26 protein-coding genes are annotated in these 20,573 nt (G+C 66.2%); 9 read left to right on the top strand and 17 right to left on the bottom strand.

The genetic code is table 11. The features are described 5' to 3' along the window. Nucleotides 1-6: 6 nt before the first annotated feature. The 3 genes from ACIQ3B_RS00320 to ACIQ3B_RS00310 are packed head-to-tail and all read right to left on the bottom strand — an operon-like array spanning nucleotide 7 to nucleotide 1,870. A complete protein-coding gene (locus tag ACIQ3B_RS00320) occupies nucleotides 7-318 on the bottom strand; it encodes a hypothetical protein (RefSeq protein WP_397398993.1) in 312 nt (103 codons plus the stop codon). Between the two features lie 29 nt (nucleotides 319-347). Then, nucleotides 348-1,646, bottom strand: coding sequence for a tRNA uridine-5-carboxymethylaminomethyl(34) synthesis GTPase MnmE (mnmE, locus tag ACIQ3B_RS00315; RefSeq protein ID WP_397398991.1), 1,299 nt, complete (start codon nucleotides 1,644-1,646; stop codon nucleotides 348-350). Next, on the bottom strand, nucleotides 1,643-1,870 hold the full coding sequence (locus ACIQ3B_RS00310; protein ID WP_397398989.1) for a DUF6489 family protein: 228 nt from the start codon (nucleotides 1,868-1,870) through the stop codon (nucleotides 1,643-1,645). The genes mnmE and ACIQ3B_RS00310 overlap by 4 nt, the downstream gene beginning before the upstream one ends. 105 nt (nucleotides 1,871-1,975) lie before the next feature. Here ACIQ3B_RS00310 and ACIQ3B_RS00305 point away from each other — a divergent pair, with 105 nt between their 5' ends. Then, nucleotides 1,976-2,944: a quinone oxidoreductase family protein gene (locus tag ACIQ3B_RS00305; RefSeq protein WP_397398987.1), complete on the top strand. Its 969-nt coding sequence runs from the start codon at nucleotides 1,976-1,978 to the stop codon at nucleotides 2,942-2,944. 314 nt (nucleotides 2,945-3,258) lie between these two features. On the opposite strand, the gene rho is transcribed toward ACIQ3B_RS00305, so the two are convergent. The 4 genes from rho to hemE all read right to left on the bottom strand — a co-directional run bounded on the left by rho (nucleotide 3,259) and on the right by hemE (nucleotide 7,398). Beyond that, on the bottom strand, nucleotides 3,259-4,581 hold the full coding sequence (gene rho / locus ACIQ3B_RS00300; RefSeq protein ID WP_397399150.1) for a transcription termination factor Rho: 1,323 nt from the start codon (nucleotides 4,579-4,581) through the stop codon (nucleotides 3,259-3,261). Nucleotides 4,582-4,880: 299 nt separating this feature from the next. Next, a complete protein-coding gene (locus tag ACIQ3B_RS00295; RefSeq protein ID WP_397398985.1) occupies nucleotides 4,881-5,342 on the bottom strand; it encodes a CopD family protein in 462 nt (153 codons plus the stop codon). Then, entirely contained in the window at nucleotides 5,339-6,361 is a 1,023-nt protein-coding gene (gene hemH / locus ACIQ3B_RS00290; protein ID WP_397398983.1) for a ferrochelatase, read from the bottom strand. Before hemH ends, ACIQ3B_RS00295 begins: the two co-directional genes overlap by 4 nt. Then, the gene (gene hemE / locus ACIQ3B_RS00285) at nucleotides 6,358-7,398 is read right to left on the bottom strand and encodes a uroporphyrinogen decarboxylase (RefSeq protein ID WP_397398981.1); all 1,041 of its coding nucleotides are present in this window, start codon (nucleotides 7,396-7,398) and stop codon (nucleotides 6,358-6,360) included. The genes hemH and hemE overlap by 4 nt, the downstream gene beginning before the upstream one ends. 511 nt (nucleotides 7,399-7,909) lie before the next feature. On the opposite strand from hemE, the gene ACIQ3B_RS00280 reads away from it, so the two are divergent. The 5 genes from ACIQ3B_RS00280 to dnaQ are packed head-to-tail and all read left to right on the top strand — an operon-like array spanning nucleotide 7,910 to nucleotide 11,522. Then, nucleotides 7,910-8,764, top strand: coding sequence for a pyruvate, water dikinase regulatory protein (locus ACIQ3B_RS00280; protein ID WP_397398979.1), 855 nt, complete (start codon nucleotides 7,910-7,912; stop codon nucleotides 8,762-8,764). Further along, complete coding sequence (locus ACIQ3B_RS00275) at nucleotides 8,761-9,351, top strand: Maf family protein (RefSeq protein WP_397398977.1); 591 nt, start codon at nucleotides 8,761-8,763, stop codon at nucleotides 9,349-9,351. The genes ACIQ3B_RS00280 and ACIQ3B_RS00275 overlap by 4 nt, the downstream gene beginning before the upstream one ends. Beyond that, the gene (gene aroE, locus ACIQ3B_RS00270; protein ID WP_397398975.1) at nucleotides 9,348-10,193 is read left to right on the top strand and encodes a shikimate dehydrogenase; all 846 of its coding nucleotides are present in this window, start codon (nucleotides 9,348-9,350) and stop codon (nucleotides 10,191-10,193) included. Before ACIQ3B_RS00275 ends, aroE begins: the two co-directional genes overlap by 4 nt. Next, nucleotides 10,190-10,786 (top strand): dephospho-CoA kinase, encoded by a 597-nt coding sequence (gene coaE, locus ACIQ3B_RS00265; protein ID WP_397398973.1) that lies wholly within the window; start codon nucleotides 10,190-10,192, stop codon nucleotides 10,784-10,786. Before aroE ends, coaE begins: the two co-directional genes overlap by 4 nt. Before the next feature lie 31 nt (nucleotides 10,787-10,817). Then, complete coding sequence (dnaQ, locus tag ACIQ3B_RS00260; protein ID WP_397398971.1) at nucleotides 10,818-11,522, top strand: DNA polymerase III subunit epsilon; 705 nt, start codon at nucleotides 10,818-10,820, stop codon at nucleotides 11,520-11,522. Between the two features lie 12 nt (nucleotides 11,523-11,534). On the opposite strand, the gene secB is transcribed toward dnaQ, so the two are convergent. Then, nucleotides 11,535-12,017: a protein-export chaperone SecB gene (gene secB, locus ACIQ3B_RS00255; RefSeq protein ID WP_397398969.1), complete on the bottom strand. Its 483-nt coding sequence runs from the start codon at nucleotides 12,015-12,017 to the stop codon at nucleotides 11,535-11,537. Nucleotides 12,018-12,188: 171 nt separating this feature from the next. On the opposite strand from secB, the gene timA reads away from it, so the two are divergent. From timA to ACIQ3B_RS00240, 3 genes are read left to right on the top strand one after another with little or no spacing between them, the layout of a single operon-like run. Next, nucleotides 12,189-12,806, top strand: a complete 618-nt coding sequence (timA, locus tag ACIQ3B_RS00250) for a TIM44-related membrane protein TimA (protein ID WP_397398967.1) — start codon at nucleotides 12,189-12,191, stop codon at nucleotides 12,804-12,806. A gap of 5 nt (nucleotides 12,807-12,811) precedes the next feature. After that, entirely contained in the window at nucleotides 12,812-13,939 is a 1,128-nt protein-coding gene (locus ACIQ3B_RS00245; RefSeq protein ID WP_397398965.1) for an MltA domain-containing protein, read from the top strand. Next, entirely contained in the window at nucleotides 13,936-14,439 is a 504-nt protein-coding gene (locus tag ACIQ3B_RS00240) for a Smr/MutS family protein (protein ID WP_397398963.1), read from the top strand. The genes ACIQ3B_RS00245 and ACIQ3B_RS00240 overlap by 4 nt, the downstream gene beginning before the upstream one ends. 11 nt (nucleotides 14,440-14,450) lie before the next feature. On the opposite strand, the gene ACIQ3B_RS00235 is transcribed toward ACIQ3B_RS00240, so the two are convergent. The 9 genes from ACIQ3B_RS00235 to ACIQ3B_RS00195 all read right to left on the bottom strand — a co-directional run bounded on the left by ACIQ3B_RS00235 (nucleotide 14,451) and on the right by ACIQ3B_RS00195 (nucleotide 20,436). Continuing rightward, nucleotides 14,451-14,774, bottom strand: coding sequence for a phosphoribosyl-ATP diphosphatase (locus ACIQ3B_RS00235; RefSeq protein ID WP_397398961.1), 324 nt, complete (start codon nucleotides 14,772-14,774; stop codon nucleotides 14,451-14,453). Next, nucleotides 14,771-15,541: an imidazole glycerol phosphate synthase subunit HisF gene (gene hisF, locus ACIQ3B_RS00230; RefSeq protein ID WP_397398959.1), complete on the bottom strand. Its 771-nt coding sequence runs from the start codon at nucleotides 15,539-15,541 to the stop codon at nucleotides 14,771-14,773. The genes ACIQ3B_RS00235 and hisF overlap by 4 nt, the downstream gene beginning before the upstream one ends. Continuing rightward, nucleotides 15,538-16,260: a 1-(5-phosphoribosyl)-5-[(5-phosphoribosylamino)methylideneamino]imidazole-4-carboxamide isomerase gene (gene hisA / locus ACIQ3B_RS00225; RefSeq protein WP_397398957.1), complete on the bottom strand. Its 723-nt coding sequence runs from the start codon at nucleotides 16,258-16,260 to the stop codon at nucleotides 15,538-15,540. Before hisA ends, hisF begins: the two co-directional genes overlap by 4 nt. Beyond that, on the bottom strand, nucleotides 16,257-16,892 hold the full coding sequence (hisH, locus tag ACIQ3B_RS00220) for an imidazole glycerol phosphate synthase subunit HisH (RefSeq protein WP_397398955.1): 636 nt from the start codon (nucleotides 16,890-16,892) through the stop codon (nucleotides 16,257-16,259). The genes hisA and hisH overlap by 4 nt, the downstream gene beginning before the upstream one ends. Before the next feature lie 230 nt (nucleotides 16,893-17,122). After that, on the bottom strand, nucleotides 17,123-17,713 hold the full coding sequence (gene hisB / locus ACIQ3B_RS00215; RefSeq protein ID WP_397398953.1) for an imidazoleglycerol-phosphate dehydratase HisB: 591 nt from the start codon (nucleotides 17,711-17,713) through the stop codon (nucleotides 17,123-17,125). 4 nt (nucleotides 17,714-17,717) lie between these two features. Then, nucleotides 17,718-18,707 (bottom strand): adenosine kinase, encoded by a 990-nt coding sequence (locus ACIQ3B_RS00210; protein ID WP_397398951.1) that lies wholly within the window; start codon nucleotides 18,705-18,707, stop codon nucleotides 17,718-17,720. Between the two features lie 57 nt (nucleotides 18,708-18,764). Continuing rightward, a complete protein-coding gene (locus tag ACIQ3B_RS00205; protein ID WP_397398949.1) occupies nucleotides 18,765-19,361 on the bottom strand; it encodes a DUF1190 domain-containing protein in 597 nt (198 codons plus the stop codon). A 5-nt stretch (nucleotides 19,362-19,366) separates the two neighbouring features. Further along, a complete protein-coding gene (locus ACIQ3B_RS00200) occupies nucleotides 19,367-19,780 on the bottom strand; it encodes a DUF350 domain-containing protein (protein ID WP_397399148.1) in 414 nt (137 codons plus the stop codon). Continuing rightward, nucleotides 19,780-20,436 (bottom strand): DUF2491 family protein, encoded by a 657-nt coding sequence (locus ACIQ3B_RS00195; protein ID WP_397398947.1) that lies wholly within the window; start codon nucleotides 20,434-20,436, stop codon nucleotides 19,780-19,782. The genes ACIQ3B_RS00200 and ACIQ3B_RS00195 overlap by 1 nt, the downstream gene beginning before the upstream one ends. Nucleotides 20,437-20,573: the final 137 nt, after the last annotated feature.

The raw sequence follows: 20,573 nt of genomic DNA, 5'->3' as shown, positions 1-20,573 counted from the left end.
AGGCGATCAGAGGCTCCGGGTCACCCGCCAGAGGAATCCTTCCCGGGGAAGGCGAAGCGGCCAGCGCAGGGTGACGCCGCCGGCATAGCCAAGACCCACGATGGGGAAGGCCGCGCCGACCACGCCGAACAGGCCCATCAGGTTCTGGGCCTTGGCCCCGTCGCTCAGCGCCGGGAAGGCGCCTACCAGCACCAGAAGGCCGAAACCGAAGACGCCGCCAGCCTCGAGGATGAACGCCCGGATCGAAGCCGTTCGGCCGAGCACGAAGCCCAGCACGAGGTGGGGTAGCAGAAGTATGGCGAGGATGGCCGGGATCATGGAGCGTCTGTCTGTTTCACGTGAAACACCTACTTGCCGATGCAGAAGGTGGAGAAGATGCGACCTAGCACCTGCTCGGGGTCAATGCGCCCTGTAATGCGGTCCAGGGCGCGGGCGGCGAGGCGCACGTCCTCGGCGGCGAGCTCGAGGTTTTCATCCTGGGTCAGGGCCTGGCGCAGACGGTCGGCGGCTTCGGTCAGGAGATCGCGGTGGCGCAGGCGGGTGGCGGCGGCGGGCTCGGACCCGCTCAGCGCCTCGACCACAGTGGCCGTGAGCACGCGCTCCAGCCAGGCGACGTCGTTGGGACTGCGGACCGTAAAGGGTTCACCGCGCAGGTCGGCGACGCCTTCGCCAAGATCACGCTTGGTGATCAGGCAGATATCGCCTGGTGTGGCCTGGTCGAAACTGGCCTCCGGATCCATGCCATCCGCCAGCCAGATCCGCAGGTCGGCCTCGTCACCCCAGGCGCGGGCGCGGCGGACCCCCTCGGCCTCGATGAGGTCGTCGGTATCGCGAAGACCGGCGGTATCGGCGACGATCACCTTATAGCCGCCCAGCACCATGGGGGCCTCAATGATGTCTCGCGTAGTTCCCGGGGTGGCGGTGACAATGGCGGCGTCGCGGCCGGCCAGTGTGTTCAGCAGCGTGCTCTTGCCAGCGTTAGGCGCGCCCAGCAGGGCGATCCGGAAGCCCTCACGCACACGCTGACCCCTCCCGGCGTCGGCCACCGCGAGGTCGAGCTCGGCGATCAGGGCCTCGATGACGGGCCGGGCGCGGGACGCGACGTCGGCCGGCACTTCCTCGTCCGGGAAATCGACGGCGGCTTCCAGCATGGCCAGGGCCTGGGTGAGCGCCTCGGTCCAGCGCGCCTGAACATCAGAGAGCCGGCCGCCCAACTGCTGCAGCGCCTGGACACGCTGGGCCGCTGTCTCGGCCTCAATCAGATCGGCGACGCCCTCGGCCTGGGCGAGATCCAGTTTGCCGTTCTCGAAAGCGCGGCGGGTGAATTCGCCTGGGCCCGCAAGCCTCAGACCCTGGCCGTCGAGCGCCGTCAACAAAGCCTCGATGACGGCAGCACCGCCGTGCACGTGAAACTCTGCGGCGTCTTCCCCGGTATAGCTGCCGGGGCCCGGGAACCAGAGCAGGAGCGCGCGGTCGATCATCCCGCCGGAAGCATCGCGCAGGGTGCGGAGCCTGGCAAAGCGTGGCCGCGGCAAACGTCCCGCCAGCGCTCGAACCGCCGCGCCGGTTCCGGGGCCTGATAGACGCACCACCGCCACCGCCGCCCGGCCGGCCGCCGTGGCCGCGGCATAGATCGTGTCGGTCATTTGCGGACGGCGGTTTCCATGAACTTGCGGAACTGCTCCTGGGCGCCGGTCCCGAAGCTCATCCAGTTTTTCATGAAGTCCTCGGGATTCAGCAGATTGATGTTGGCATCAACCCGCTTTGTCATCTCGCTGACCATGTGATCATTGAGCGCGCTGACGTCCGGCAGCCCCATGAAACGGCGAGCTTCCTCGGGTGTGCAGTCAACCTCGATGGTCATCTTCATGGCGATCGGCCCTTTTCCTGTCGATGGCGCATATGCCTGCGCTAAGCTGTTCTATGCCAGAGCCCGCCCCGAACGGAACACCAAGCTACAAGGAAACCCAATCAGATGCGCGCCATACGATTTGAAACTACCGGCGGCCCCGACGTGCTGCAGGCCATCGAGATCGAGACGCCGACCCCGGGGCCAGGCCAGATCCTGGTCCGGCATCAAGCCATCGGCATCAACTTCATCGAGACCTACCAGCGCACAGGGCTCTATCCAGTGAAGCTGCCGGCCATTCCCGGCGGCGAGGCGGCCGGCGTGGTGGAGGCCCTGGGTGAGGGCGTTACGCGTTTCAAGGTTGGCGACCGCGTCGGCACCACCAACGCCAGCGGGGCCTATGCCGAGGCCAGCCTGGTTCGGGCCGACAGAGCTGTGGCGATCCCCGACGGTATCTCGGTGGAGGTCGCTGCCGCAGTGCTGCTGAAGGGCATGACCACCGAGGCCTTCGTCCGGCGCACCTATCCGGTGAAAGCCGGCGAGACGGTGCTGGTGCACGCGGCAGTCGGCGGCGTCGGCCAGATCATGACCCAATGGCTGAAGGCGATCGGGGCGACGGTGATCGCCACCGTGGGGTCCGAGGCCAAGGCCGAGAAAGCCCGGGCGCTGGGCGCCGACCATGTGATCCTCTATCGCGAGCAGGATGTGGCCGCCGAGGTACGCCGGATCACCAACGGGGCGGGGGTGCCGGTGGCCTACGACTCGGTTGGCAAGGACACCTTCGAGGGCACCCTGGCCAGCCTGGCGCGGCGGGGTTTGTTTGTCAGCTTTGGCAACGCTTCAGGCCCCGTGCCGCCGTTTGCACCGGCGCGACTGGCCGCCGGTGGCTCGCTCTACCTGACCCGGCCGACTCTGGTCGACTACATCGTTACCGCTGAGGAATTGGACGAGAGCGCAGGGCTGGTGTTCGACATGGTAGCTTCCGGTAAGATCGAAATAGAGATCGGCCAGACCTTTGCGCTGGGTGACGCGCGGAAGGCCCACGAGGCGCTCGAGAGCCGGGCGACCGTGGGCGCGAGTTTGCTCATTCCGTAGTGCCCTGATTGATCCAGGACCCAGCTGGCCCGCCCAGCGGCGAGTGTTTCACGTGAAACACCTGCGCGCAGGTAGGATTTAGCCGTACCGGGTCAAGCTGGGTAGGTCTGCTCGCGGGCGGAGCCTTTTTCGAGGCGGCCATTTCTTCGGGCGCGACCCGTTTCTCCGGCGCCCACCAGACCCACAAGGATCATACCAAACCGCGCCCTGCGCGCAGAGAAGCCGACGGGAGCCCGCTATCCAGCGCTTCTTTCGCCACAGAGGCGATTTCGGCCTGCAGCGATCCCAAGTCATTGTTTCTAGGGACTTTCCCGTCAGGTATTCATGGACTGGAAGAACTCGTCGTTGTTCTTGGACGACCGCAGCTTGTCGAGCAGGAACTCGATGGCGTCCTGCGCGCCCATGGGCGAGAGGATGCGACGCAGGATGTAGGTCTTCTGCAGCTGGTCCTTCGGCGTAATCAGCTCGTCCTTGCGGGTGCCGGACTTCAGCACGTCGATGGCCGGATAGATCCGCTTGTCGGCGACCTTGCGATCCAGCACGATTTCCGAGTTACCGGTGCCCTTGAACTCTTCGAAGATCACTTCGTCCATCCGGCTGCCGGTATCGATCAGGGCCGTCGCGATAATGGTGAGCGAGCCGCCTTCCTCGATGTTCCGGGCCGCGCCGAAGAAGCGCTTGGGGCGTTGCAGCGCATTGGCGTCGACACCGCCGGTCAGCACCTTGCCGGACGACGGCACGACGGTGTTGTAGGCGCGGCCCAGACGCGTGACCGAGTCCAGCAGGATCACCACGTCGCGCTTGTGCTCGACGAGACGCTTGGCCTTCTCGATGACCATCTCGGCCACCTGAACGTGACGGGTCGCCGGTTCGTCGAAGGTCGAGGAGATGACCTCGCCCTTCACCGTGCGCTGCATGTCGGTGACTTCTTCCGGGCGCTCGTCGATCAGCAACACGATCAGATAGCACTCGGGGTGGTTCATCTCGATCGACTTGGCGATGTTCTGCAACATCACGGTCTTGCCAACCCGGGGCGGGGCGGTGATCAGGCAGCGCTGACCCTTGCCGAGGGGCGCCACGATGTCGATCACCCGACCCGAACGATCCTTCAGGGTCGGATCATCAATCTCCATCTTGAACCGCTGGTCCGGATAGAGCGGAGTCAGGTTGTCGAACAGCACCTTGTGGCGGACGTGTTCGGGATCCTCGAAGTTGGTCAGGTCCACCTTGACCAGAGCGAAGTAGCGCTCGCCCTCGCGCGGGGCGCGGATAGCGCCGTCCACTGTATCGCCGGTGCGCAGGCCGAATTTGCGGATCTGCGAAGGGCTCACATAGATGTCGTCGGGGCCTGGCAAGTAATTGGCCTCGGGAGAGCGAAGGAAGCCGAAGCCGTCCTGGACGACCTCAAGGGTTCCGGAGCCCGAGATCTCTACGCCTTCCTCGGCCAGCACCTTGAGGATCGCGAACATCATGTCCTGCTTGCGCATGGAATTGGCGTTCTCGATCTCCAGTTGCTCGGCAAAGGCCAGCAGGTCGACCGGGGGTTTGTCTTTAAGCTCCTGCAGGCTCATTCGCGTCAACCCGAGGGCCGCGATCGCCTTGGAGGCTTCGGTGGGATCATCGTGGTCAGCATCCATGCCGGCATCGAGCGCCTTCGCTTCGACGGCGTCCATGGCTTCGGGGATTTCTGTTTCGTGTTCGGACATTGTTTTCACTTGAGATTGCGGCCGCAGCGCAAGGGTTTGCGCCGGCGGTCCGGATAGGCTTGTAGACGACCCGAGGATCGTCGTTGTTCACTTTCGTTGGGGTCCGACCGGATCGCAGTTTTCGCGGGGTCGGAAAGAGGCGGGGCGCGCCGATCTCCGACGCGAGGGCCAGCGGAACCACATCGCGGCGTGAAGGTCAAGGAAACGGCGCCGTCAAGGCGCCATCGCCCTCAGCGCTGGCCGAACTGGAGGGTTACAGCCAGCACCATCACGACGGTCGCGATAAAGGGGAGTTCATTGGTGGCGCGCCAGAATTTTGCGCTTCTGGGACGCTCGCCCGCTGCGATCTTCTTGCGCGCTCCAGCCAGAAAGCCGTGCCAGGCGGTCAGGAACAGCACGCCCGCAAGCTTCACGATCATCCAGGGCTGCGTGAGGAACGACCACCCCTCGTTGGCCGAATAGACGTGCCAGAGGATCAGCAACACGCCCAGAATCCAGGTCAGGATCATCGACGGGTTGATGATGATCCGCAGGAGCTTCACCTCCCAGCCCTTGAAGTGCGCATCGAACTCGCTGCCGGGCGGGGCCGTCTCGGTGTGGTAGGCGTAGAGCCGGGGCAGGTACATCATCCCTGCCATCCAGGCGATCACGGCGATTATGTGCAGACCCCGTAAAAGGTCGTATGTGTTCATGCCGCTGCCTCCCTGCAGGCGCACTTGGCGTAGCCCGGCGGACAGCGCCAATCGCCATGTGCGGCGGCCCCGGTTCTGCCCAGGGCGGCCTCAACCGCATCGCCCAACTCGCTGATGAACGATGCCCCGACGCCGGGGGTTCGCGCCCGGAGATAGGGCGCCACGCCCAATCCGGCCGCTAGTTCCGCGTACTCATGATCAAGCTCGACCAGTGTCTCGACATGCTCGGATACAAACGCGATGGGCGAGATCAGGACGCCGACGCCATCCCGGGCAGCCTCCTGGATCGCGTCTTCTGTGGCTGGACCGATCCACTTCAGACGCCCCACCCGGCTCTGGAAACAGACCTGCCAATCCGGCAGCTCGGGCAGCCGCGCGGCAATCGCCGCGGCTGTCGCGCGGATCTGCGCCTCGTAGGGATCACCCGCATCGATAACCTGCTGCGGCAAACCGTGCGCCGAGAACAGCAGCCGGACCCCAGCCGGACTACCGGCCGCCTGGTAGGTCTTCCGGATTTCGTCGGCATAGGCCTCGATCACGCCGGGGGCCGTGGGATAGCAGCCGACGGTGCGCGAGCGGCCCGGTCCGCGGTAAGCTTTCGCCCAGGCCTTCAGGGACGAGCCTGTCGTCGTGGTGGAAAACTGCGGGTAGAGGGGCAACAGCACGATTTCATCCGGCGCATAGGCGGCGACCTCGCGGGCTGCGTCGCGGACGAACGGCTTCCAGTAGTTCATCGCGATAAAGGTTCTGGCCTCCATTCCGCGTGCGGTCAGCTCAGCCTGAAGCGCCGCAGACTGGGCTTCGGTCTCCGGCAACAGCGGCGAACGCCCCCCCATGATCGCATAGTTGGCCTGCGCGGTTTTCGTCCGTGTTGTGGAAATCAACGCCGCCAGCGGATAGCGCACGATGGCCGGCAGGGTGATGATCGCCGGATCGCGGAACAGGTTGAACAGGAACGGCCGCACGGCCTCCAGGCTATCGGGTCCGCCCAGATTGAAGAGAACAACCGCAACTTTCATGCGACGACCGCCTTGCCAGTCACCCGCGCCACGACGCGGGCGATATGCTCGATCGGTGTATCCGGCATCACGCCATGGCCGAGGTTAAAGATGTAAGGCCCGTGGTTCCAAGCCTCAAGCAGGGCATCGACCCGGGCGTCCAGCGCCTGGCCGCCAGCGCGTAGCAGGAGATTGTCCAATGCGCCCTGTATCGTCTTGCCGTCGGCTTGAATTCGCCGGCCCATCGCCGCACTGGCCTGGGTATCCAGCGCAACACCCTGGACCGGAACCTTCGCCGCATAGTTTTCCACCAGAGCGCCGCAGCCGCGGGGGAAACCGATGAAGGGTGTGTCAATGCCGGCGGCCCGGACCTGGGCGATGATCCGCTGGTGGGGGCCGATCACAATACGTTCAAAGACATCCTCGGCCAGGTTCTCCGCCCAGCTTTCGAAAAGCTTCAGGACCTGGGCGCCGGCATTTGCCTGCATCACCAAATAGCGCGCCGTGGAATCGACCAGTACATCCAGCAAGGCGTCCAGCGCCTCGGGATGTTGGTAGGCATAGGTGCGGGCGGCTTCCCGCTGGGACCCGCGTCCCTCGATCATGTAGGTGGCCACCGTCCAGGGCGCGCCGGCGAACCCGATCAAGGCTCGCTCAGGCTCCAGTTCAGCCCGTACCCGGCTCAAGGTTTCTCCGATGCTGGAGAGCTTGGCGGTAGAGCCTTCGACGGCGTCACGCAACGCCTCGATGGGCGGCAGTTCGCCCAGCCTCGGGCCTTCGCCAGCCTCGAACCAGACCTCCTGACCCAGCGCTTGCGGCAACAGCAAGATATCGGCGAAGACAATGGCGCCATCCATCGGGAACCGGCGCATGGGCTGCAGCGTCGCCTCGGCGGCCATCTCCGGATTGAAGCAGAAGGCCATGAAATCCTTCGCCCGGGTGCGAAGCTCGCGATACTCCGGCAACGACCGCCCGGCCTGGCGCATGAACCAGATCGGCGGACGATCCAGGGTTTTTCCGGCCAGTGCGCGCAGAAGGCGGGGTTTGGTCTCACTCATGGACGGACTTAAAGCCCGCCACGCGTCCCGGCTCAAGGGGCTGCGCGAGAGGCCTGTCCTTCTTCTATCCTTAAGATATCTGAAGAGGTTTGAGACTGGGGTAGTAAGGCCTGTCGACGGTGTGGAAAACGGCTCATCTGGCAGCGTGATCCACAGGTAGTCCCCATACCCGCAACAAGGTGGTGTGCGCCTTGTCACCAGCCTGTGAATATCGAGGATGACCGGGTAAGGCCTCGATAGCCATTAAGGTTTTGTTAACGCTTCCGGGGAAGAGCCGCTGGAGCTTTGCCGTACGCACAGTCTTGATCCAGGGTCCGCGAAACGACGACACCAGATTGCCAGATCTGTGGGTTGGCCCCCTGCAAACGAGCCGGCTTATCCCGCCTTAGCCGGCGACAGCGCTGGACGTCCCCAATCCACCGGGCCTATCCCCAAGCGCACAGACCTTCGCTAAGAGTAAGTCCACAGAACTTGTCCCCAGCTTCGGGGCCGTGCAACGACGGGATCCGCCTTGCCCAATTCGCAACCTACCCGGCTCGCCACCTATTTTCACGTTCACCTCGTGTCAGACTCCACCGGGGAGACCCTGAACGCCATGGCGCGCGCCGTCTGCGCCCGGTTCGAAAACGTCATGCCGATTGAGCACATCTATGCCCTGGTGCGCTCCCCGCGACAGCTGGACCGGGCGCTGGGCGACATCGAGGAGGCGCCGGGCATCGTGCTTCACACCATCGTTGACCTGAAACTGCGGGACGCCCTGGAGGAGGGGTGCAGGAGGCTGGACATGCCGTGTCTGCCGGCGCTCGACCCGCTGGTCAGCGCCATGCAGCGCTATCTGGGGGCGGCGACCACCAGCCGGGTGGGCGCCCACCTTCGACTGGACAATGACTACTTCAACCGGATGGATGCGCTGAACTACGCCATTGGCCACGACGACGGCCAGGGGGGCCAGGATCTGGATCAGGCCGATGTGGTGATGCTGGGGGTCTCGCGGACCTCCAAGACCCCCACCTGCATCTATCTCGCCCACCGGGGCATCCGGGCGGCGAATGTGCCGCTGGTGCCGGGACGACCGCTGCCGGAGAAGCTGTTCCAGTTGAAGAAGACCCTGATTGTGGGCCTGTTGATCGCGCCTGACCGGCTGATCCAGATCCGGCGGAACCGCTTGCTCAGCCTGAAGGAGAACCGGGAATCCAGCTACATCGATCAGGACGCCGTACGCGAGGAGGTGATTGAGGCGCGCCGGCTTTATGAGCGCCACGGCTGGCCGACCATCGACGTCACGCGACGCTCGGTGGAGGAGACGGCGGCGGCGGTGCTCAATCTGCTGCACAAGGGCCACGGTCAGGTCGAGGTGCTGGGATGAGCGTGATTCTGGCGTCGAAAAGCGCGGCCCGCCGCGCGGTGCTGGATGGGGCGGCAGTGGTCTATGAAGCCGTGATCGCCGGTGTCGATGAGGACGCCGTCAAGGTCGAGATGCTGGCGAATGGCGCCGGGCCAAGGGACGTCGCCGAAGCCCTGGCCGAGCGCAAGGCGTTGGTGGTCTCGCTGGCCCGGCCGGGCTTGGTGATCGGCGCGGACCAGACACTCGATCTGGACGGCAAGCTTTATGACAAGGCTCCGGATCTCCATTCGGCCGGGACGCGACTGAAGGTTCTGCGCGGCAAGACCCACAGGCTTCATTCCGCGGTGGTGGTGGCCCGGGATGGCGTGCCGATCTGGCGCGAGGTGGTGACGGCCACCTTGACCATGCGCGACTTTTCCGACGCCTTTCTCGAGACCTATCTGGCCACCGAGGGAGAGGCGGCGTTGGGTTCGGTGGGCTGTTACCGGCTAGAGGGCCCCGGCGCCCAGCTGTTCTCACGGATCGAGGGCGACTATTTCGCTATCCTGGGTCTGCCGCTGATGGGTTTGCTGGACCTGCTGCGCCAGCACGGGGAGATCCCGGCATGATCACGGGCGCGAGCATCGTCGCCGGCGTGGTGGGACGGCCGGTCGCACATTCCCTGTCGCCGATTCTGCATAATGCCTGGCTGGAGGCGGCGGGCGTCGACGGGGTCTATGTGGCGTTCTCACCAGACGCTTTTGGTTTCGAGCGGTTTGTGAGCGGCATGCGCGGCGGCGCGATCCGCGGGGTCAATGTGACGCTGCCTTTCAAGGAAGCCGCGCTGGGGCTGGCCGATCAGGTTAGCGACGCCGCCCGGCGCGCCCAGGCGGCGAACCTGCTGATCTTCGATACGGACGGTCGGGTCTATGCAGACAACACCGACGGGGTGGGTCTTCTCGGCGCCTTCGCCGCCCAGGCTCCGCAGTATGATGTGACGGCCGGGCCGTCGGTGGTGCTGGGCGCCGGCGGCGCGGCGCGGGGCGCGGTTTCGGCCTTGCTGGCGGCAGGATCCCCGCGCGTCTGGATCGTCAATCGCACCCTGGAAAAGGCCGAGGCGATCGCCGCCGATCTGGGCCGGAATGTCTCGGCCCTTCCGTTGAACCACGCGGTGGGGGCGTTCAGGGACACGCGGGCGATCATCAACGCCACGTCGGCCGGGTTGTCCGGCGAAGGCGGCCTCGACATTCCCCTGGAACTGACCCCCGAAGACACGGTGGTGATGGACATGGTCTACAAGCCGCTGGAAACACCGTTCCTGAAACAGGCGCGGGAACTGGGCCGCGCCACCGTCGACGGTCTGGAGATGTTGATCCGCCAGGCTGTCCCGTCATTCGAAGCCTTCTACGGTCAACCCCCGCCGGAAGGGGTTGATGTGCGGGGGCTGGCGCTGAAGGCTCTGAACCCATGAAAATCATCGGACTGACCGGCTCCATCGGGATGGGCAAGTCGACGACCGCGGCGATGTTCCGCGACGCGGGGATCCCCGTCTATGACGCCGACGCTGCCGTGCATGCGGCCTATGACGTGGGCGGGGTCGCCGTGGGACCTGTCGGCGAGGCGTTTCCGGGCACGGTCCGCGACAGCCGCGTTGATCGCGAGGCGTTGCGCAACGCGGTGCTGGGCAAGCCCGAAGCCATGGCGAAGCTCAACAGCATCGTCCACCCGCTGATCGGCCGCAGCCGCGCCGAGGCTTTCGAGGCGGCGACGGCATCGGGCGCCGACATGATCGTGCTGGATGTGCCGCTGATCTACGAGACCGGCGGTGAGAAGAACATGGATGCGGTGATTGTGGTCTCTGCCCCTGCGGAGATGCAGCGCGCGCGGGTTCTGGCGCGCGAAGGCATGAGCCCGGAGCGGCTGGACGCGATCCTGGCGCAGCAGATGCCGGATGCGGAAAAGCGCAAGCGCGCCGACTTCGTGATCGATACCGGCAAGGGTCTCGAAGCGGCTCGGACGCAGGTGGCTGAGGTTATTGCGGCGCTTCGGGCTGACCCCCGTTGAACCTCGCGGCCAAAGCGGGGCATGGATAGCCATGGCGCGCGAGATTGTCCTCGATACGGAAACCACCGGTTTTGACCCGAAGACGGGCGACCGGCTGGTAGAATTGGCCTGTCTGGAGATCGAGAGCTTCGTGCCCACGGGCCGCTCTTTCCACGTCTATATCGACCCCTGCCGGGACATGCCCGCCGAGGCAGAGAAGGTGCACGGCCTGTCGGCGGATTTCCTGCGCGGCAAGCCCCGGTTCGAGCACCCTGACGTCGTGGAGGGGTTCCTGGAATTCATCGGTGACGCGCCGCTGATCGCCCACAACGCCGGCTTCGACCGGGGGTTCATCAATTGGGAGCTGGCGAATTGCAGTCGCGCGCCGATCCCTGAGGCGCGATGGATCGATACCCTTGCCCTGGCCAAGCATCGCTTTCCGGGCATGCACAATTCGCTGGACGCGCTGTGCAAGCGCTTCAAGGTGTCGTTGTCGGAGCGCGAGAAGCACGGCGCCCTGATCGACGCCAAGCTGCTGGCGGCGGTTTATCTGGAACTGAAGGGCGGTCGCGAGCGCAGGCTCGAGTTGACCGCCGAGGTGGTGGCCAGCACCGTCCACGTCTCGTCACGCAACGACTATGGCCCAAGGCCCCGACCGCTGGCGCCCCGCTCCACCGACAGCGAGCGTGAGACCCACGCCGCGTTCATCCGTGACGTGGTGAAGAACCAGGAGCTCTGGGCGAAGTTCGGGCTGTAGGCGCGGCCTTCTCTACGCGTGGCCGATCTGCTGCTCGGCCTGAGCCTTGCGCGAGGCATAGACGCCGGCGAAGTCGATCGGGTCCAGCAGGAAGGGCGGGAAGCCGCCTTGCGAGGTGACCTCGGCGATCACCTGGCGGGCGAAGGGGAAGAGGTAGCGCGGGCACTCGATCAGCAGAACCGGCTCCATCTCGTCGCCAGGGACGCCGGTAATCTGGAAAACGCCGCCGTAAAGCAGTTCGACCACGAACAACGGACCGTCGGGGCGGTTGGCTTGTGCCGAGAGCTTGAGGTCGACCTCGAACAGCCCGTCTTCGCGGCCGCGCGCGTTCATCTCGACGTTGAGCTCGATCACCGGCTGGTCCGGGCTGGGACGCAGGGCGTCAGGCGCACGCGGGTTCTCGAACGACAGGTCGCGGATGAACTGGGCGAGGATGCGGATGCCGGGCTCTGCGGAGGCCTCGGGCGCCGCAGCGCCGGGATCGATATCGGTCATGACGGCCAGAATGTCTCTTTTCGAAAGGCGCCGGATGGCGCCGTGTTGGGGGCGAGCCGCTAACATGGCGACCCGGACGATGCAACGTCACCCCTAACACGGGGTTCGCGTACGACTATATTGCGCTATGCAGCGTATCGTCGTTTCTGCGCATCACCTGAAGGCCATCTGTTGCAAACGCTCGAACTGATCATTTTCGCGGGTCTCGCCGTGGTCGTGCTGTATCAGCTTTATACAGTGCTGGGCCGTCGCGTGGGCCGCCAACCCGGGGACCGACCGGCTGCGGAGGCTGGCGGTCCGGCGATCAAGGCTCCGGACCTACAGGTCGAGGCTGCTGACGAGGGCGTCGCCTTGACCGGCCTGGCCGCCGTCAAGGCCATCGATCCCGCGTTCGACATGGACCGCTTCCTCGGTGGATCGAAGTCGGCCTACCAGATGATCGTCACGGCCTTTGCCGAGGGGGACAAGACGACCCTGGGCAATCTTTTGGCGCCCGGAGTTCTGGCCGGATTTGAAGCGGCGATCGATCAGCGCGTCGCCGAGAACCGCACGGAGACCGTTGAATTCGCCCACCCGCCGCGAGCCGATCTGGATATGGCCGATGTGGTCGACGGCGACCTTGCCCGTCTCAGCGTCCGGTTTCTGGCCGAATTCCGCAGCCGCACGAAAGGTCCGGAAGGCGAGGGCGTGGATGATCGCCGCACCGCCGAGGTCTGGACCTTTGAGCGCCGCCTCAAAAGCCGTGATCCGAACTGGCTGCTGGTCCGCGTGGACGCCGCCGAGGCTTGAGGCTCTTGCGCGCAGGCCTAGCCCTTCTGGCCTGCCTGGCGCTGGCCGCCTGCGCGACAGCTTCCGAACACGGCCCGCCGCCGCCGGTTGATCAACCGCGGGCGAAGCCGCAGCTTCCACAGCCCCTGCCGCCGCCGGCGACGCCAAGGCCGGAACCCCGGCGTCTGGCTGTCTCCGACCTGTCGGGTTGGGCGCGCGAGGATTTTGACGGCGCCTTCAAGAGCTTTGTGAGGACTTGCGCCGCGGTGCGCGATCGCGCTCTGGCCGACGCCTGTTCGCGGGCGCGCGCCTCGGGAGAGCTCGGACCCGGTGACGCGCGAAGGTTCTTCGAAGCGACGTTTGTTGCGGAGCGTCTTGGGGGCGAGGGGGTGCTGACCGCCTATTTCGCACCGGTCTACCCCGCCCGACAGGCGCCCGACGCGGAATTCAGCGCGCCGGTCCGGCCCCGTCCCGACGATCTCGTGGTGGCTGACGGCGGCGTCATTCTGCAGGTCAAACCCGACGGGAGCGCCGAGCCCTATCCCGACCGGACCGCCATCGAAGCCTGGCCTGCGGGCCAGCCCCTGGCCTGGATGCGGCCGGAGGAGCTTTTTTTCCTACAGGTCCAGGGCTCCGGTGTGCTGACCTTCGAGCGCGGCCGGCGGATGAAGGTGATCTACGCCGCTCACAACGGTCGCCCGTTCGCCGGGATCGCCAATCCTATGCGCGACCGCGGGCTCCTGGCGCGAGACAACACCGGGGGCGATGCGATCCGGGGCTGGCTGGCGACGCACCGGGGCCCGGAGGCCGACGCGATCATGCAGCTCAACCCGCGCTACGTGTTCTTCCGTCTGGTTCCTGACGACGGCAAGCCCCCGGCGGGGGCGGCCAACTTGCCGTTGCCGGCCGGGCGCGCCGTGGCCATCGACCCGGCATTCCACACCTACGGCGATCTGCTCTGGATCGACGGGGAAGCGCCGCTCCTTGCCGGGGCGTTTCCCACCTATCGACGCCTGGTCAGCGCGCTGGACACCGGAGGCGCCATCAAGGGCGAGGTCCGGGCTGACCTCTACCTTGGCGAAGGGGAAGCCACTGGCGCCGAGGCCGGCAGGGTCCGCCATACGCTGCGCCTCTACCGTTTGGTCCCCAAGTGAAGCGGCCGCTGAAACCAGACGACCATCGCCTCTGGTCGATGGTGACCGCCACAGTCCACCCCCTGACGGACCGCAACAGCCCCAAGCCCGCGCGTCCCCAGACCCTGGACGCGGCGGCGCGGGTGGAGCCCAAACGTCCGCCTGCCGAACCGGAGACGTTTCGCGAGGCCGTTGACGCGATTGAACCCAATCGGCGCCATCGCATTGCCCGGGAGCGTGAGGAGATCGGCGGCCGCATCGATCTGCACGGCCTCACGCAGGACCGCGCGCGGGTGGCCCTCGAGCGCTTTGTGCAAGGGTCCTGGGCCGAAGGCTATCGCGCCATTCTGGTGATCACCGGCAAGGGGGTTCAGGGCGATGGTGTCCTTCGTCGCCGGGTTCCGGAGTGGCTGGGCGCGCCGAATCTGGCCCACATCGTCGCCGGAATATCCGAAGCGCATCGCCGGCACGGCGGCGAGGGCGCTCTGTATGTGGCGCTGAAACGGAAACCCAGGGTCTGAAGGGCGACCGGCTATCTCGGGCGTGACGCCTTCTCGGCCAGGCCGCTGGTTCCCTCCCGGGCCTCCAGCCGAACAGCCACCTCGTCCAGGCTCACGCCGGCGGCGGCGATCAGCACCAGCCAGTGGTAGATCAGGTCAGCGCTCTCGGCCGTCAGGGCGTCCCGGTCCCCCTGGGCGGCGGCGATGACGGTCTCGACCGCTTCCTCGCCCAGCTTCTTCGCGGCCCGGTCCATGTCGCCCAGCAGTTGGGCGGTGTAGGAGGTGGAGGCGTCCGCGCCCTTGCGACTTTCAATGGTGGCGGCCAGGCGCTCGATCACTTGCGTAAAGCGGGTCATGCGGCGATCTCCGTCAGGCGCACGGGTACGCCGGCCTCGGCCATGGCGCGCTTGGCCTCGCCGATGCTGACTTCGCCGAAGTGAAAAATCGAGGCGGCCAGCACCGCATCAGCACCGGCCTGAACGCCTTCCACGAGGTGGCGGGTATTTCCGGCGCCGCCAGAGGCGATCACCGGCACGCTCACCGCCGAACTGACGGCGCGCACGAGGTCCAGATCGTAGCCGGTCTTGGCGCCGTCGCGGTCCATGGAAGTGAGCAGGATTTCACCTGCGCCTTTGGCGACGACTTCAATCGCGTACTCCACAGCGTCGAGACCCGTTGGATTGCGGCCCCCGTGAGTGAACACCTCCCAGCGCGCGCCTACACGTTTGGCATCGACGGATACGACCACGGCCTGGCTACCGAATGCGTCGGCGCAGGCGCTGACCACGTTCCGGTCGGCGACGGCGGCGGTCATGATCGAGATCTTGTCGGCCCCCGCCAGCAGCAGCCGCCGGGCGTCCTCCACCGATCGGATCCCGCCGCCCACAGACAGCGGCATGAAACAGACGTCGGCGGTCCGCGCTACGACATCGAGGATGGTGCCGCGGTTCTCGTGGCTGGCGGTGATGTCTAGGAACATCAGCTCGTCTGCGCCCGCCGCGCCATAGGCGCGTGCCTGCTCGACCGGGTCGCCGGCGTCACGCAGCGAGACGAACTGCACGCCCTTCACCACCCGGCCGTCCTTGACGTCCAGACAGGGGATCAAGCGAACCTTGAGCGTCACGCCGCGAGACCAAGAGCTTCAGCGGGGTTTATCGCGCCGTTGTAGAGCGCGCGACCCAGCACGGCGCCCGCCACTGGCACACCCTTGCGCGCCTTCAGCTTGACGATGTCGTCCACGGAAGCCAGCCCGCCCGCTGCGATGACGGGGATGGATACCGCATCCGCCATGGCGCCGAAGGCTTCGACGTTGAAACCCATGACGGTGCCGTCGCGGTCGATGTCGGTGACGATCAGGGCGGCGACGCCGGCGTCCTCGAAGCGCCTGGCCACAGTGATGGCGTCGAGGTCACTGTCGGCGGTCCAGCCATCGACGGCGACCTTGCCCGCCCGCACATCGACGCTGACGGCGATCTGCTCGGGCCAGCGCTTGGCGGCGTCCAGCACGATCTTCGGATCCTTCACGGCCACGGTGCCCAGGATGATGCGGCTGACGCCGGCCTCTACCCAACGCTCGATATCAGCCAGGGTGCGGATCCCGCCGCCCAGCTGGACCGGGACGGACACGGACGCCAGGATCGCCTCGACGCCTGGCGCATTCACCGCCTTGCCCTGAACCGCGCCGTTCAGGTCGACCACATGGATCCAGTGAAACCCGGCCTCCACGAATGTACGCGCCTGGGCTGCCGGCTCGGTGTTGAAGACTGTGGCGGTCGAGAGGTCGCCGTGCAGCACGCGCACGCACTGGCCGTCATTGAGATCGATGGCGGGATACAGGATCACGGGCGCCACTCCAGAAAGTCGGACAACAGCTTGAGCCCGGCAGATTGCGATTTTTCGGGGTGAAACTGCACCCCGGCGAGATTGCCCCGGGCGACCGCCGCGGGGAAGCGTCCGCCATGATCCACCCAGGCTGCCACATCGGCGTCGTCGGAGGGGAAGATGGCGAAGGAGTGGGTGAAATAGACCGGAGCGCCGGCCCTTAGACCAGACAGAACCGGCAGATCGGTGACATCCAGAAGATTATTCCACCCCATGTGCGGGATCTTGAGGTGCGGATCGGCGACCTCGATCTTGCGGACGTCGCCGTCGATCCAGCCGAGGCCCGGTGTCACACCGAATTCCAGGCCGCGGGAGGCCATCAGCTGCAGACCGACGCAGATTCCGAGGAAGGGCGCGCCGCGATCATGCACCGCATGGTTCATCGCCTCGATCACGCCCTCGCGCTCACTGAGCGCCGCCATACAGGCGGCGAAGGCGCCAACGCCCGGCAGCACGATCCTGTCGGCGCTGGCCACGATGGCCGGGTCGTTGGTCACGATAATGTCCGCACGGCCGTCGGCGGCGCGGACCAGAGCCTTTTCGGCCGAGCGAAGGTTGCCCGACCCATAATCGATCAGGGCGACGCTCTGCATAGGGGTTTCCTAGAGCACGCCGCAGGGGCAGGCATGGTGTCGGCGAAATCTCTCCTCCCCCGTCGGGGGAGGGGGACCGCGCGAAGCGTGGTGGAGGGGGATGACGTCGCACGGGCGGCGCGCATCTATGCTGTCCGAGGTCTCGGCGGCGGCTGGCCCCCTCCACCAGACGCTGTCTGGTCCCCCTCCCCCGACGGGGGAGGAGAGCGTGTCTGCACCGACAGAACCCATCATAACATGCCCTTGGTGGAGGGCGCGGCGCCAAGCGTTTTGGGATCGACCTCCACCGCGTGCCGCAGGGCCCGCGCCAGAGCTTTGAACCCGCTCTCGGCGATGTGGTGGGAATTGGCGCCGCGCAGCAGATCCAGATGCACGCATGCGCCGCAGTTCATGGCGAAGGCGTGGTGGAATTCCTTGAACAGTTCGGTGTCCATGTCGCCGACCTTGGGCGTCCTGAACTCAACGTTCCAGATCAGATAGGGGCGATTGGACAGGTCGATGGCGCAGCGGCTCAGCGTCTCGTCCATCGGGATGTAGGCGTGGCCGAACCGACGGATGCCCTTGAAGCCCGGGATCGCCTCCTTGATCGCCTGGCCCAGGACGATGCCGGTGTCTTCCACCGTGTGGTGCATGTCGATGTGCAGGTCGCCCCTGGTCTCGACCTTCAGGTCGATGCCGCCGTGCCGGGCGAAGCTTTCCAGCATGTGGTCGAAGAAGCCGATGCCTGTCGAGATTTCGGACGCACCGGTCCCGTCCAGGTCCACTGCGATGCGGATCTGGGTTTCCTTCGTATTGCGGACAACTTCGGCCTTGCGGCTCATCGGCTCAGTATCCCCTGGACGCGGCCAGATCCTTCAACGAGACCTGCGGACGCGGGCCATAGTGCGAAATCACCTCGGCCGCCGCCAGCGAGGCCAGCTGCCCGCATTGCTGCAGCGGACGCCCCCGCGAAAGGCCGAACATGAATCCGGCTGCGTATTGGTCGCCTGCGCCCGTCGTGTCCACGACTTTCTCGACTGGCTCGGCCTTCACCGTCAGGCGCTGGCCCTGGCTGAGGATCACCGAGCCCTTGTCGCTGCGGGTGACGGCGGCCAGATCGCAGCGGGTGCGGAGCGCCTCACAGGCCTCATCGAAGCTGTCGGTCTCGAACAGGGCGAGGATCTCGCTCTCATTGGCGAACAGCAGGTCGACCTGGGACTCGATGAACCCCAGCAGGCCGCCGCGATGGCGCTCCACCACAAAGCTGTCGGAGAGGGTGAGGGCAATCTTGCGCCCTGCGCCATGGGCCAGGGCCGCCGCCTTGGCGAAGGCGCGCCGGGCGGCCTCGGCGTCGAACAGATAGCCTTCCAGATAGACGATCTTCGAGCCCTCGACCGTGTCGACCTCGACGTCGGTGTCCGTGAATTCCACCGAGGCGCCCAGGAAGGTGCACATGGTGCGCTGCGCGTCGGGCGTCACATTGATCATCGAGACGGCGGTCGCCGGGCCGCCGACCAGCGGCGCATTCTCGAACCGCGCCCCGATCTGGCGCATGTCGCGGGCGAAGGTGCGGCCCAGCTCGTCGTCGGCCACCTTGCCCATGAAGGCGCCCTTGCCGCCGAAACTGGCCAGCCCCGCAATGGTGTTGGCCGCCGAGCCCCCCGAGGCTTCCACCGCCTGCTGCATCCGTGAATAGAGGAGCGCGCTGCGGGCGGGATCCACCAGCATCATGGCGCCCTTGGTCAGCTCGTTCTCAGCGAGCCAGGCATCGCTGGCCGGCGCAATCACGTCGACAATGGCGTTGCCGATGGCGGCGACGTCGTAGAGGTCAGGCATGGAAAGGCTTTCGTGCGGGTGCTGGCCGCGCGGATTACAGGGAAAGGGTTAAGGAGGCTACCCGCCCCAGCTCCCGCCACGGCTCCGGCTTTCCATCCGACCCCCGAACCCGCCGCGCGAGATCACCGAGGAGCGGGTCTGCATGCGTTCTGGCGGGCGGAAGGTGTCGGGGGCGTCGAAGCTGCGGGCGCCGATGCGGGTGCGACCGGTGGCGTAGTCGGTCATCAACGGGCCGCCGCCGCGGCTGTAGTAGCCGCCCGAGCGCCAGTCGCGGTAGAGCCCGCCGCCGCCCCAGCCGCCGTCCAGCATCCGGCCAACCACGAAACCGGTGACCAGCGGCCCCCAGAACGAGCCGCCGCCCGCCTGGCTGCGCGGAACGCATTGGCCTTCGCCGTAGACGTCCTCGCAGGACTTGGTGTCGGCGTACTTTGCCTCGGAGGCTTCCTCGGCGGCGGCCTTTTTCATGCCCACGTCGCAGGCGTCGTCCGGCACCTCGTTCTTGTCCTTGCACTCGGCCAGGGACTGGTAGGTGTAGGCATCGACCGTGGGGCCCTGGTCGGCGATGGCGACATTGGGCTGGTCGCCGCAGGCGGTGAGCGAGACGCCGCCGATGGCCATCAGGCCGGTGAGGGTGAGCGAGCGCGAGCGCTTCATCGTCGTTACGCCGTCATGCAGGCGGCGTTGATGATGCCGACTGCGATGGAGATCATCATCATGTAGACCGCGCTGGCCACTTCGCCGCGCTCGATGCGGGCCGAGAGGTCACGCAGCACGATCCGGCGCACCAGCCAGAAGGTGACGATCTGGATCACGCCCGCCAGGAGCGCCCAGGAGACGAACTCGGGCAGGGAATGGGTCTGGGTCAGCGCCGAGGCCAGCGGGATCACATAGCCGATCAGGGCGCCGCCCAGCATGATGGCGGCGGCGATGTTGCCCTCGCGGATCAGGGCGCCCTCGTTGTGCGGCGTGATCCACTGGTAGGCCGCCTTGAACATCAGGGCGAAGCCGCCGGCGGCCAGGAAGGCGAGGCCGAAGTTCAGGGCCCCGGCGCCGAAATAGACAGGATCGAACATCATGCTTCGAATTCTCCAACGTTCAGCGGAATGCCGACCATGATTTCATGGGTCAGGTCGCCGCCTTCAGGTTCCATCTCGATCGCCAGCAGAAGCTCGCGTCCCTCGCCCGGAAGGTCGCGGGCGAACAGCATCGAGGTCTGGTAGATCCGCCGCGCGTCGGCGCCTGCGCGTTCATCATAGACGCTTTCCCAGAAACTGACCGGGTCCTGTCGCTCGTCGACATCGCCGAACCAGAAGCGCCGATACTCCGGCAGGCCATCACCGCCAAAGGTGCGCGCCCGCAACCTGTCCGCCCAGCGGCGCTTGGCGGCGGCGTCGGTGGGCCAGGCTGATGACCAGGGCATGAAGATCGTGAAATCGTCGGCGCCCTGACCTTCAGCGTCGGGGCTGACGAGTTGCAGCATCAGGTCGTCGCCGGTGTAGAAGCGGTGGACGAAGCCGTCCGCCCCCAGATCGATACGGCCCTGGGCCTCGATTTCCAGGGTGTTGGTGTCCAGGCGAAACTTCGCCGCGTCGCCAAGCCTGCGCCAGGCCAGCGGATCCAGCCGGACACTGCGCCCGATGGTGATGTTGCGAACAACCGGCAGCGTCTGCGCCTGTTCCGCGCCACGCCGCCCCCCGCCGAAAAGCCCCCGGAAGATCACGTCATACATCCTTCTCGAAACCGGATCATAGTCGCAACTTGCGCCGTGTCAAATGTACGCGTATGTATACGCGAACGAATGCGACGGCCAAAGGACAAGGCGGCGGGCCTGAGCCCCGCGGAACGGACCCGGCTTTGGCGCGATCA

Source organism: Phenylobacterium sp. (assembly GCF_044358365.1).
Classification (GTDB): Bacteria; Pseudomonadota; Alphaproteobacteria; order Caulobacterales; family Caulobacteraceae; genus Phenylobacterium.
The sequence above is the reverse complement of the archived record's forward strand: the minus strand, read 5'-3'. Positions and strand labels throughout refer to the sequence as shown.

Excerpts from the sequence above, each read along its gene's own strand:
- ACIQ3B_RS00320 (WP_397398993.1), bottom strand. The coding sequence starts at position 318 with ATGATCCCGGCCATCCTCGCCATACTTCTGCTACCCCACCTCGTGCTG.
- mnmE (WP_397398991.1), bottom strand. The coding sequence starts at position 1,646 with ATGACCGACACGATCTATGCCGCGGCCACGGCGGCCGGCCGGGCGGCG.
- ACIQ3B_RS00310 (WP_397398989.1), bottom strand. The coding sequence starts at position 1,870 with ATGAAGATGACCATCGAGGTTGACTGCACACCCGAGGAAGCTCGCCGT.
- ACIQ3B_RS00305 (WP_397398987.1), top strand. The coding sequence starts at position 1,976 with ATGCGCGCCATACGATTTGAAACTACCGGCGGCCCCGACGTGCTGCAG.
- rho (WP_397399150.1), bottom strand. The coding sequence starts at position 4,581 with ATGGATGCTGACCACGATGATCCCACCGAAGCCTCCAAGGCGATCGCG.
- ACIQ3B_RS00295 (WP_397398985.1), bottom strand. The coding sequence starts at position 5,342 with ATGAACACATACGACCTTTTACGGGGTCTGCACATAATCGCCGTGATC.
- hemH (WP_397398983.1), bottom strand. The coding sequence starts at position 6,361 with ATGAAAGTTGCGGTTGTTCTCTTCAATCTGGGCGGACCCGATAGCCTG.
- hemE (WP_397398981.1), bottom strand. The coding sequence starts at position 7,398 with ATGAGTGAGACCAAACCCCGCCTTCTGCGCGCACTGGCCGGAAAAACC.
- ACIQ3B_RS00275 (WP_397398977.1), top strand. The coding sequence starts at position 8,761 with ATGAGCGTGATTCTGGCGTCGAAAAGCGCGGCCCGCCGCGCGGTGCTG.
- aroE (WP_397398975.1), top strand. The coding sequence starts at position 9,348 with ATGATCACGGGCGCGAGCATCGTCGCCGGCGTGGTGGGACGGCCGGTC.
- coaE (WP_397398973.1), top strand. The coding sequence starts at position 10,190 with ATGAAAATCATCGGACTGACCGGCTCCATCGGGATGGGCAAGTCGACG.
- dnaQ (WP_397398971.1), top strand. The coding sequence starts at position 10,818 with ATGGCGCGCGAGATTGTCCTCGATACGGAAACCACCGGTTTTGACCCG.
- secB (WP_397398969.1), bottom strand. The coding sequence starts at position 12,017 with ATGACCGATATCGATCCCGGCGCTGCGGCGCCCGAGGCCTCCGCAGAG.
- ACIQ3B_RS00235 (WP_397398961.1), bottom strand. The coding sequence starts at position 14,774 with ATGACCCGCTTTACGCAAGTGATCGAGCGCCTGGCCGCCACCATTGAA.
- hisH (WP_397398955.1), bottom strand. The coding sequence starts at position 16,892 with ATGCAGAGCGTCGCCCTGATCGATTATGGGTCGGGCAACCTTCGCTCG.
- hisB (WP_397398953.1), bottom strand. The coding sequence starts at position 17,713 with ATGAGCCGCAAGGCCGAAGTTGTCCGCAATACGAAGGAAACCCAGATC.
- ACIQ3B_RS00210 (WP_397398951.1), bottom strand. The coding sequence starts at position 18,707 with ATGCCTGACCTCTACGACGTCGCCGCCATCGGCAACGCCATTGTCGAC.
- ACIQ3B_RS00205 (WP_397398949.1), bottom strand. The coding sequence starts at position 19,361 with ATGAAGCGCTCGCGCTCGCTCACCCTCACCGGCCTGATGGCCATCGGC.
- ACIQ3B_RS00200 (WP_397399148.1), bottom strand. The coding sequence starts at position 19,780 with ATGTTCGATCCTGTCTATTTCGGCGCCGGGGCCCTGAACTTCGGCCTC.
- ACIQ3B_RS00195 (WP_397398947.1), bottom strand. The coding sequence starts at position 20,436 with ATGTATGACGTGATCTTCCGGGGGCTTTTCGGCGGGGGGCGGCGTGGC.